The 8,989-nt window shown below is 70.4% G+C and carries 8 protein-coding genes; 6 read left to right on the plus strand and 2 right to left on the minus strand.

Going from position 1 to position 8,989, the window contains the following annotated elements; genetic code table 11:
- The first annotated feature begins 129 nt into the window (after positions 1-129).
- From xseA to ACTJI8_RS16950, 5 genes are read left to right on the plus strand one after another with little or no spacing between them, the layout of a single operon-like run.
- Positions 130-1,506, plus strand: a complete 1,377-nt coding sequence (xseA, locus tag ACTJI8_RS16930) for an exodeoxyribonuclease VII large subunit (protein ID WP_440734594.1) — start codon at positions 130-132, stop codon at positions 1,504-1,506.
- Positions 1,507-1,515: 9 nt separating this feature from the next.
- On the plus strand, positions 1,516-1,800 hold the full coding sequence (locus tag ACTJI8_RS16935) for an exodeoxyribonuclease VII small subunit (RefSeq protein WP_440734595.1): 285 nt from the start codon (positions 1,516-1,518) through the stop codon (positions 1,798-1,800).
- Positions 1,797-2,450 carry a DUF4245 family protein gene (locus ACTJI8_RS16940; protein ID WP_440734596.1) on the plus strand — a complete coding sequence of 218 codons (654 nt, stop codon included), beginning with the start codon at positions 1,797-1,799 and terminating at the stop codon, positions 2,448-2,450. The genes ACTJI8_RS16935 and ACTJI8_RS16940 overlap by 4 nt, the downstream gene beginning before the upstream one ends.
- Positions 2,447-3,100 (plus strand): carbonic anhydrase, encoded by a 654-nt coding sequence (locus ACTJI8_RS16945; protein WP_440734597.1) that lies wholly within the window; start codon positions 2,447-2,449, stop codon positions 3,098-3,100. The genes ACTJI8_RS16940 and ACTJI8_RS16945 overlap by 4 nt, the downstream gene beginning before the upstream one ends.
- Positions 3,101-3,140: 40 nt before the next feature.
- Complete coding sequence (locus ACTJI8_RS16950) at positions 3,141-4,535, plus strand: class II fumarate hydratase (protein WP_440734598.1); 1,395 nt, start codon at positions 3,141-3,143, stop codon at positions 4,533-4,535.
- Positions 4,536-4,656: 121 nt separating this feature from the next.
- Here ACTJI8_RS16950 and ACTJI8_RS16955 read toward each other — a convergent pair whose 3' ends face one another.
- The gene (locus tag ACTJI8_RS16955) at positions 4,657-5,070 is read right to left on the minus strand and encodes an ASCH domain-containing protein (protein WP_440734599.1); all 414 of its coding nucleotides are present in this window, start codon (positions 5,068-5,070) and stop codon (positions 4,657-4,659) included.
- A gap of 176 nt (positions 5,071-5,246) precedes the next feature.
- Here ACTJI8_RS16955 and ACTJI8_RS16960 point away from each other — a divergent pair, with 176 nt between their 5' ends.
- Positions 5,247-7,541 (plus strand): hypothetical protein, encoded by a 2,295-nt coding sequence (locus ACTJI8_RS16960; protein WP_440734600.1) that lies wholly within the window; start codon positions 5,247-5,249, stop codon positions 7,539-7,541.
- 47 nt (positions 7,542-7,588) lie between these two features.
- Here the strand turns inward: ACTJI8_RS16960 and ACTJI8_RS16965 are convergent, their stop codons facing one another.
- Complete coding sequence (locus tag ACTJI8_RS16965; protein WP_440734739.1) at positions 7,589-8,932, minus strand: PhoH family protein; 1,344 nt, start codon at positions 8,930-8,932, stop codon at positions 7,589-7,591.
- Positions 8,933-8,989: the final 57 nt, after the last annotated feature.

An 8,989-nucleotide genomic window follows, 5' to 3' on the forward strand; every position in this document is an offset into this window, starting at 1 on the left:
CCGTGGGGCGGCGACGAGGGATCTGCGGCACGGGCAGCGCGACGGGTGAACTCACGCCCCGATTCTACCGGCGGCGTCCTGACAGCAGGCCGGGATGCGACGGATGGCCATTGCTACGCTGGGGAGGCGATGACCGTCTTCGAAGCAGCCTCGGTGCCCGGTGAGGCCCCGCCCGCCGACTCCGTCGCGCCGCGCGAGTCCTCCGCGGACGCCCCGACGTCGATCGCGAGGCTGAACGCCACGATCCGCGATTTCGTGGCGCAGTGGGGCACGGTCTGGGTCGAGGGCGAGATCACGAGCTGGAACGTGCGCGCCGGCAACGTCTTCGCGCGCCTCAAGGACACCCGCTCCGACGCGCAGATCTCGATCCGGTTGTGGTCGAGCGTGCGTGCGCGGATCCCCGCCGATCTCGCCGTGGGCGATCACGTGGTCGCCGCGGTCAAGGCCGACTACTTCGTCAAGGCGGGCGATTTCAGCTTCACCGTCTCGGCGATGAAGCACGTGGGCCTGGGCGATCAGCTCGAGCGCCTGGAGCGTCTGCGCGTGCAGCTGCGTCAGGAGGGGCTGTTCGACCCGTCCCGCAAGAAGCCGCTCCCGTTCCTCCCGCACGTGATCGGGCTCATCACCGGTGAGAACTCCGACGCGGAGAAGGACGTGCACCGCAACGCCGAACTGCGCTGGCCGCAGGTGCGCTTCCGCACCGTGCATGCCGCGGTGCAGGGCGACCGCTGCGTGCCGGAGACGCTCGCCGCGCTCAAGAAGCTCGATGCGGATCCCGATGTCGACGTCATCGTCATCGCACGCGGCGGCGGAGATCCGCAGACCCTCCTCGGCTTCAGCGACGAGCGGCTGGTGCGCGCGGTCGCGGCCGCGGCCACGCCCGTGGTCAGCGCGATCGGTCACGAGAACGACCATCCGCTGCTGGACGACGTGGCGGACCTGCGCGCCTCGACCCCCACCGACGCGGCCAAGCGCGTGGTGCCCGACGTCGGTGAGCAGCGGGCGCTCGTCGCCCAGCTGCGCGCACGAGCGACGACTCGCGTGTCGCAGCGCGTGGCGCACGACATCGCCCAGCTCGAGCAGCTGCGCTCACGTCCTGTGCTGCGCGATCCGGATCCGCTCATCGAGCGCCGCGCGCAGGAGGTGTGGCTGCTCGCCGCCCGCTCCCGTGACACGGTCGGCCGCGCCGTCGACGCCGCGGGCCGGCGCACGGCCGAGCTGCGCGCCTCGTTGCGCGCCCTGTCGCCGGCGGCGACCCTGGCGCGTGGGTACGCGATCGCGCACCGCGACGACGGCGTGATCGTGCGCGACGCCGCCGACGCCCCGGCCGGCACCGCGCTCACCCTCACGGTGGACCGCGGCTCGCTGCGCGCGTTGTCGGAGGGCGAGATCGCCGAGTCGGACGCCACAGACGCCACGAACCCTGCGCGACCGGAATCCGCCGCTCCGCTGAAGGCCGGCGCATCCGACCCCGCTCCGGCCGAGGGCTCCGACGCGCGCCGGTAGGATGGAGGCGTGACTGTGTCGAACGAGCCGTCCGCCTCCGCAGGGAGTTCTGCGCCGACCGTCGCCGATCCCGCGGGCCTCAGCTTCGAGCAGGCCAGGGATGAGCTGGTCCGTGTCGTCGCCGAGCTCGAGCAGGGCGCCCCGACCCTCGAGCAGTCGCTCACGCTGTGGGAGCGCGGCGAGGCGCTCGCCGCGCGCTGCGAGGAGTGGCTGCTGGGCGCCAAGCGCCGCCTGGATGCCTCGCGTCCGGAAGCCGGTGCCGCCTCGCGTCCCACCGAGGAGGACGCACGATGAGCCGCGCCCCGAAGCAGCCGCCGGTCGTCGCTGAGCTCGGCCGCCCCGAGACCGCCGCGGAGACGGCCGACCGCAAAGCCGCCTCCTCTGCCGCGTACCGGTCCAGCCAGACGTTCCGCGGCCTCATCGCGGCCCTGATCGCGACCGTCGGCGTCGTCCTGCTCATCGTGCTCATCGTGCCGCGCGGTGACTTCACCGGATCCAACGCCGTGGATCTTCCCGCGGCCGCCAAGAACGCGCAGAGCACCCTGGACCGCCCGGTGCTGCTGCCGACGCCGCCCAACAACTGGCGCGTGAACAAGGCCGTGCTGATCGACGGCAAGCCGGTCGTGTGGGACATCACGGTGGCACCGCAGGCCGACGACGCCCGCGGCTATGCGCACATCGCCCAGGCGTTCGACGCCGACGCCGACTGGGCGGCCACGCCGCTGCGCGGGACCTCCTCGAAGGGCACCGTGAAGATCGGCGGGCGCACGTGGGACGAATACGTGATCCCGAACCCCGACTCGGCGGCGAACATCAACTACGCGCTCGGCACCCAGGTCGGCAAGGACTACGTCCTCGTCTACGGCGCCCTCGGCAAGGCGGGCACGGCGGAGCTGGTCGCCAAGATCAGCCCGCAGATCGACCAACTCGGAAGCGGACGATGACGGATACCACCACCCTGACCCCCGATGAGGCCTGGCGACTCATGAGCGAGGGCAACCGGCGCTTCGTCGCCGGCGACCCCGAGCACCCCAACCAGGACGTCGGCAAACGTCACGAGCTCGTGGACGGGCAGGCGCCGCTCGCGACGCTGTTCGGCTGCTCCGACTCGCGCCTCGCCGCCGAGATCATCTTCGACAAGGGCCTCGGCGACCTGTTCGTCGTGCGCAACGCCGGGCAGGTCCTCGGCGAGTCGATCGTCGCGAGCCTCGAGTACGCCGTGGCGGTCCTCGGCGTGCCGCTGATCGTCGTGCTCGCGCACGACAGCTGCGGCGCCGTGCGCGCCGCCATCGACGGCACCGCGATCGACGCTGCGCCCCTCCCGCCGCACATCTGGAAGCTCATCGCCCCGATCGTGCCGGCCGCCCGCAAGGTGCTCGCCGAGCAGGGCGGGTCCACCGTGGCCGACATCGACGCCGAGCTCGTCGGCCAGGAGCACCTGCGCAACACCGTGCGCGATCTGCTGCAGTCCTCCGAGCTGATCGCCCAGGCCGTCGCCGACGGCGCACTGGGCATCGTCGGCGCCAATTACCGACTGAACGAGGGCACGGCCGTGCCCGTCGTCACCGTGGGCCTCAGCGACGCCCACGCCTGAACATCCCCCTCAACACACCGTCACATCTGGAGGAACAGCAGTGGCTGATATCGAGTACCGCATCGAACACGACACCATGGGCGAGGTGCGCGTGCCCGTGAACGCTCTGTACGGTGCGCAGACGCAGCGCGCCGTGGAGAACTTCCCGATCTCCGGCAAGGGTCTGGAGTCGACGCAGATCGCGGCCCTCGCCCGGATCAAGAAGGCCGCCGCCCTCGCCAACAAGCAGCTCGGCACGCTCGACGGCGCCATCGCCGACGCGATCGCCCAGGCCGCGGACGAGGTCGCCGCGGGCAAGCACGACGGCGAGTTCCCGGTCGACACCTACCAGACCGGATCCGGCACCTCCTCGAACATGAACATGAACGAGGTGCTCGCGACCCTCGCGACCCGGATCCTGGGCGCGACCGTGCACCCGAACGACCAGGTGAACGCGTCGCAGTCGTCCAACGACGTCTTCCCGACCTCGGTTCACATCGCCGTCACCCAGGCGCTCATCGACACCCTCATCCCCTCGCTCGACCACCTCGCGGTGGCCCTCGAGGCCAAGGCGGAGCTGTGGAAGGACGCGGTCAAGTCCGGCCGCACCCACCTCATGGACGCCACCCCGGTCACCCTCGGCCAGGAGTTCGGCGGCTACGCCCGCCAGATCCGCCTCGGCATCGAGCGCGTGCAGTCGGCCCTCCCCCGCGTCGCCGAGGTGCCCCTGGGCGGCACCGCCGTCGGCACCGGGATCAACACTCCGCTCGGCTTCCCGCAGAAGGTCATCGAGCTGCTCGCCGCCGAGACCGAGCTGCCGATCACCGAGGCCAAGGATCACTTCGAGGCGCAGGCCAACCGCGACGGCCTCGTCGAGGCGTCCGGCGCGCTGCGCACGATCGCGGTCTCGCTGACCAAGATCAACAACGACCTGCGCTGGATGGGCTCGGGCCCGAACACCGGTCTCGGCGAGCTGCACATCCCCGACCTGCAGCCCGGATCCTCGATCATGCCGGGCAAGGTCAACCCCGTCGTCCCCGAGGCCGTGCTGATGGTGTGCGCCCGCGTGATCGGCAACGACGCGACCGTCGCCTGGGCCGGCGCCTCCGGCTCGTTCGAGCTGAACGTGGCGATCCCGGTCATGGGCACCGCGCTGCTCGAGTCGATCCGCCTGCTCTCCAACGCCGTGCGCGTGCTGGCCGACAAGACCGTCGACGGCCTGCAGGCGAACCTGGAGCGCGCCGCCGCGTTCGCCGGCATGAGCCCCTCGATCGTGACGCCGCTGAACAAGCTCATCGGCTACGAGGCCGCGGCGAAGATCGCCAAGCACGCTGTCGCCAAGGGCATCACCGTGCGCGACGCCGTGATCGAGCTCGGCTACGTGGAGCGCGGCGAGCTCACCCTCGAGCAGCTCGACGCCAAGCTCGACCTGCTCTCGATGACGCACGCCGGCTGACACCGGATCCCTGCCTCGCGGGTGCCGCGTCCCCTCGGGGGCGCGGCATCCGTCGTTCCCGGGCTCGTGCGGTGTGCGCGCCTCCCCGCACGCACCCCCACGCCCCCCCCCACGACGGCGTTCAGATCGGCTCGAACCGGAAGCGCACCAGAACCGCGAGCGTGTCGTCATCGACGGTGAAGGACGGATCCTCGATCGAGGCGCGGTACTCGGTGCCGTGCCAGAACCCCTCGTGCCCCTCGCGCCACTCGGCGACCGTCGTGAAGCCCTCGCCTTCGGCGATCGCGTGCGGCAGATCGACCTCGGCGAGTCGCGCCCGGCGCACGTGCACGATCTCCTCGATTCCGATGGGCTCGCCCTCGGAATCGATCACGACGGCACGGTCGCCGACCGAGGGCAGCGGATCATTTTCTCGCTCGTAGTCGAGCAACAGGCTCGTCGTCGTTGTCTTCTCTCCCGCCCGGATGGCGGCAATCAGCTGATCGCGCAGAGGTCCGGGGAACGCGTATTCGGAGACGGGGAGATCGTCGAGCATGCGTCCAGCCTAGGCGGCGCCGCACGACGCGAAGTCGGGCGCGAACTTCGCCGAGTGCCGGCGAAGACGTCCCACACATCAAGGGATCTCAGCGAGTTCTGCACCGGTTCCGTATCCGGCTCGGTGCGCACATGCTCGCTTCGGCATCCTCGTTCCTACCCGAGAGGAGCGCGGAGATGCCACGCAAGAAGAAGAACGCCACCGATGACAGCGGGAACGAGGCGCCGAGAAGATGGCAGAGATGGCGCACGGCTGCCGCGGTCAGCCTGAGCCTGGCGATGATCATCACCGGGGCGGCCTTCGCTCCCGCGGCATCCGCGGTGTCCGCGCTCGGCCCCGGCGTTCGAGGCACTCACGGCCATATCGGCGCGACGATCGAGCCCGGTGTCGGCAATGTGTACTGTATCGACAGCAGCCTGGACATCTCGTTCGGACGCGGGATCCAGAGCGACACGATCGTGTCATCCCTCGCGGCGCGTCCCGGCGTGGTGAACGCCATCGATGCCGATGAGGACGCGGTGCGCGGGATGAACTTCATCGCCAGCACCTGGGGCGGCACGGGTGACGACGTGACGGCCGCCGCGGTCGAGATCGCCATCACGGCCTTCGTCAAGGCAGGAGGATTCGCGACCGCGGCCTCGTACGCGAGCCGCAGCGACGTGATCGAACAGGCACGGCGCATGTACGACCAGGCGCAGAGCGTGATCGCCGCGGCGATCGACGAGGCGGCGCACGGGGAGGTCGCGCTGACGATCGACTCGTCGGACGAGTACCGGGGTTCGCTGCGCGTGAACGCCACCGTTCCGGCGACCGGCACGCTCGCACTGACGAACGGGATCTTCGTCGACAGCGGGACCGACACGCTCTCCGACGTGCGAACCGGCGTGGACTATGCCATCGAAGGCGTTCCTCCGACCGCCGATGGCGCGCCCTACCGCGTCAGTGCGATGAGCATCGGTGGCTTCTCAGCGGGCAGCACCTGGCCGGGGCGCATCCGGGCGCTGGATTACGGATCCGGCTTCCAGCGCGTGATCACCGGCATCGGGCCCGTCGCCGTGGAGTTCCCGGTGCGGGGTGAGGATGCGCGCGACCGCAGCACCGTCTTCCGGCCGGCGCTCACCAGCCTGACGGCGCCGATCAGCCCCGGCGGCGAGCTCAGCGACACCCTGACGTTCACGACGGCTCCGAGTGAGGACGGCGTGAACAACGCCTGGCCGCGGCACGAGGCAGGCGGGTATCGACCCGTCTCGTTCACCGTCACGGCCTATGCCGCGGGCGCCTCCGCCCCGGTGGAGAGCCCGGACGTCCCTGCGGATGCCGAAGCCGTCGGCACCGTCGCGGTACTCGCCATGGGCCCCGGAACGTCGCAGACGGTCGCGATCCCCGGAACCCACCCGCAGGGACGCTATACCTTCGTGGCCGCCTATGACGAGGCGGGCACACCTCCCCAGACCCGGTCATGGCTCCCGCCCGGATACTCCTGGTCGCACGCCTATGGCATGGCGACCGAGACGACGGCCGTGCCGATGCGAGTCACGCTCTCGTCGAGGATTCTCACGGATGCGATCGGGCCCGGCGGACGCGGGGATGACGCGGTGACCGTGCAGACGGACGGACCGTGGCTGAACGATGCCTCCGGCCGGCCCATCGAAGTCGTCGCGATCGGCTCCTATGTCCATCTCCCGGCCGGCACGACCGAACCGAGCGATGAACTTCCCGCGGGCGCCGAGGTGCGCGGAACCGTGAAGGCCGTCTTCACAGCGGCCGGCACGCAGGACACGACGTCGCTCGAGGTCCTCTCCGGCGAGATATCCGCACCCGAAGTCGCCGACGGAGCCATGTCCTGGCAGTGGTCCATCCCACTCGCGGCGCAGGCGTCTCCCGAACTCGTGATCCCGTCGAACGAGAAGTTCGGGCTGCCGGAACAGACGCAGCGCATACAGCTGCCGACCGTCACCACCGTCGCCCAGACCGACCTCCCGTGGGGCGGGAGCGCCACGGATACGGCGCACGTCGCGGGCCCCCTGCCGGGAACAGGCGCGATCACGGTGCGGTGGGAGGCGTTCCGGGCACCAGAAGGCCCGGCGGATCTGAGCACCGTCTGCACCGCGGAGAACCAGCTCCCGCTGGACGGCACACCGGTGACCGTGACCTCGAGTCCGGGCGAGTACCTGAGCCCGGCCGTCCACGACATCCGCTTCCCCGTCGTGTGGCAGGAGATCGTCACCTGGATCCCGTCTTCGGGGCTGCCCGTCGACTACCATCGCGGAGCCTGCGGAGCGGCCCAGGAAGTCAGCACGCCGGTGCCGCAGGCGAGCGACGCTCCGAGTGCCCGACTCGCCGCAACGGGCGGCGATTCGCCGGTGACGGCGCTGTGGATCGCGGGCGCCCTCAGCCTCCCCGGGGCGCTCATCCTGCTGCTCGCCCTTCACCGTGGTCGTCGCGTCCCGCGGCGGCGCGCGGCCCGCTAGCGAGCCGCGCCGCGGACGAGCATCCAGGCTCGTCCACGGCGCGAGGTTCAACTGAGCTCGCCGCCCTCCAGCAACTCCGTGACGAGCGCCGCGATGGCGGAGCGCTCGGAGCGCTGCAGGGTGACGTGGCCGAAGAGGCTGTGCCCCTTCAGCGTCTCGATCACGCTGGCGATGCCGTCGTGGCGGCCCACTCGCAGGTTGTCGCGCTGGCCGACATCGTGGGTGAGCACGACCCGCGAGTTCTGCCCCATGCGGCTCAGCACCGTGAGCAGCACATTGCGCTCGAGCGACTGCGCCTCGTCGACGATCACGAAGGCGTCGTGCAGCGAGCGTCCGCGGATGTGCGTGAGCGGGAGCACCTCGAGCATGCCTCGCTCCACGACCTCTTCCACGACGTTGCCGGAGACCACGGATCCGAGCGTGTCGAAGACCGCCTGTCCCCAGGGGCTCATCTTCTCGTCCTTGTCGCCGGGCAGGTATCCGAGCTCCTGCCCTCCGACGGCGAACAGCGGCCGGAACACGATGATCTTCTTCTGCTGCTGCCGCTCGAGTACCGCCTCCAGGCCCGCGCACAGGGCGAGGGCCGACTTGCCGGTGCCGGCGCGGCCGCCCAGTGAGACGATGCCGACCTCGGGATCCGACAGCAGGTCGATCGCGATGCGCTGCTCGGCCGAGCGGCCGTGCAGGCCGAACACTTCACGGTCTCCGCGGACCAGCGTGTACTCGCCGTCGCCCGTGACCCGTCCGAGCGCGGATCCGCGCTCCGAGTGGATGATGAGCCCCGTGTTGACCGGAAGCCCGATCGCTTCCTCGCTCGTGCCGACCTCGCTCTCGTAGAGGTCGCTCATCTCATCGCCCGAGAGCGAGATCGAGTTGATCCCTGTCCAGCCCGAGTCCACCGCCTGCTCGGCGAGATACTCCTCGGCGTTGATCCCGAGGGAGGCCGCTTTGACGCGCATCGGCAGGTCCTTGGAGACGACCGTGACGTCCTGACCATCCTGGGAGAGATGCATCGCGACGGCGAGGATCCGGCTGTCGTTGTCGCCGAGGCGGATGCCGCTGGGCAGCACGGTCTGGTCCGAGTTGTTCAGCTCGACGCGCAGGGTGCCGCCGTCGCCGATCGGGACCGGGAAGTCGAGGCGGCCGTGCTCGACGCGCAGCTCGTCGAGGTGGCGCAGCGCTCGCCGGGCGAAGTACCCGAGCTCGGGGTCGTGCCGCTTGCCCTCCAGCTCGCCGATCACGGCGACCGGGAGCACGATGGAGTGCTCGGCGAAGCGGAAGAACGCCTGCGGATCAGACAGCAGCACGGACGTGTCGAGCACGTACGTCTTCAGATCCTGATCGGGCGTTGCACCTCCGTTCGGTCCTGCCGCTTCGTTGGCGGCGTTCACGGCGCTGGTACGGGTGCTGCTCTTCAGTGCGGTACGTGCGGCCACGACCCTCTCCCG

The organism is Microbacterium sp. 22303 (assembly GCF_052045265.1).
Lineage (GTDB): Bacteria > Actinomycetota > Actinomycetes > Actinomycetales > Microbacteriaceae > Microbacterium.

Excerpts from the sequence above, each read along its gene's own strand:
- ACTJI8_RS16960 (WP_440734600.1), top strand. The coding sequence starts at position 5,247 with ATGCCACGCAAGAAGAAGAACGCCACCGATGACAGCGGGAACGAGGCG.
- ACTJI8_RS16940 (WP_440734596.1), top strand. The coding sequence starts at position 1,797 with ATGAGCCGCGCCCCGAAGCAGCCGCCGGTCGTCGCTGAGCTCGGCCGC.
- xseA (WP_440734594.1), top strand. The coding sequence starts at position 130 with ATGACCGTCTTCGAAGCAGCCTCGGTGCCCGGTGAGGCCCCGCCCGCC.
- ACTJI8_RS16945 (WP_440734597.1), top strand. The coding sequence starts at position 2,447 with ATGACGGATACCACCACCCTGACCCCCGATGAGGCCTGGCGACTCATG.
- ACTJI8_RS16955 (WP_440734599.1), bottom strand. The coding sequence starts at position 5,070 with ATGCTCGACGATCTCCCCGTCTCCGAATACGCGTTCCCCGGACCTCTG.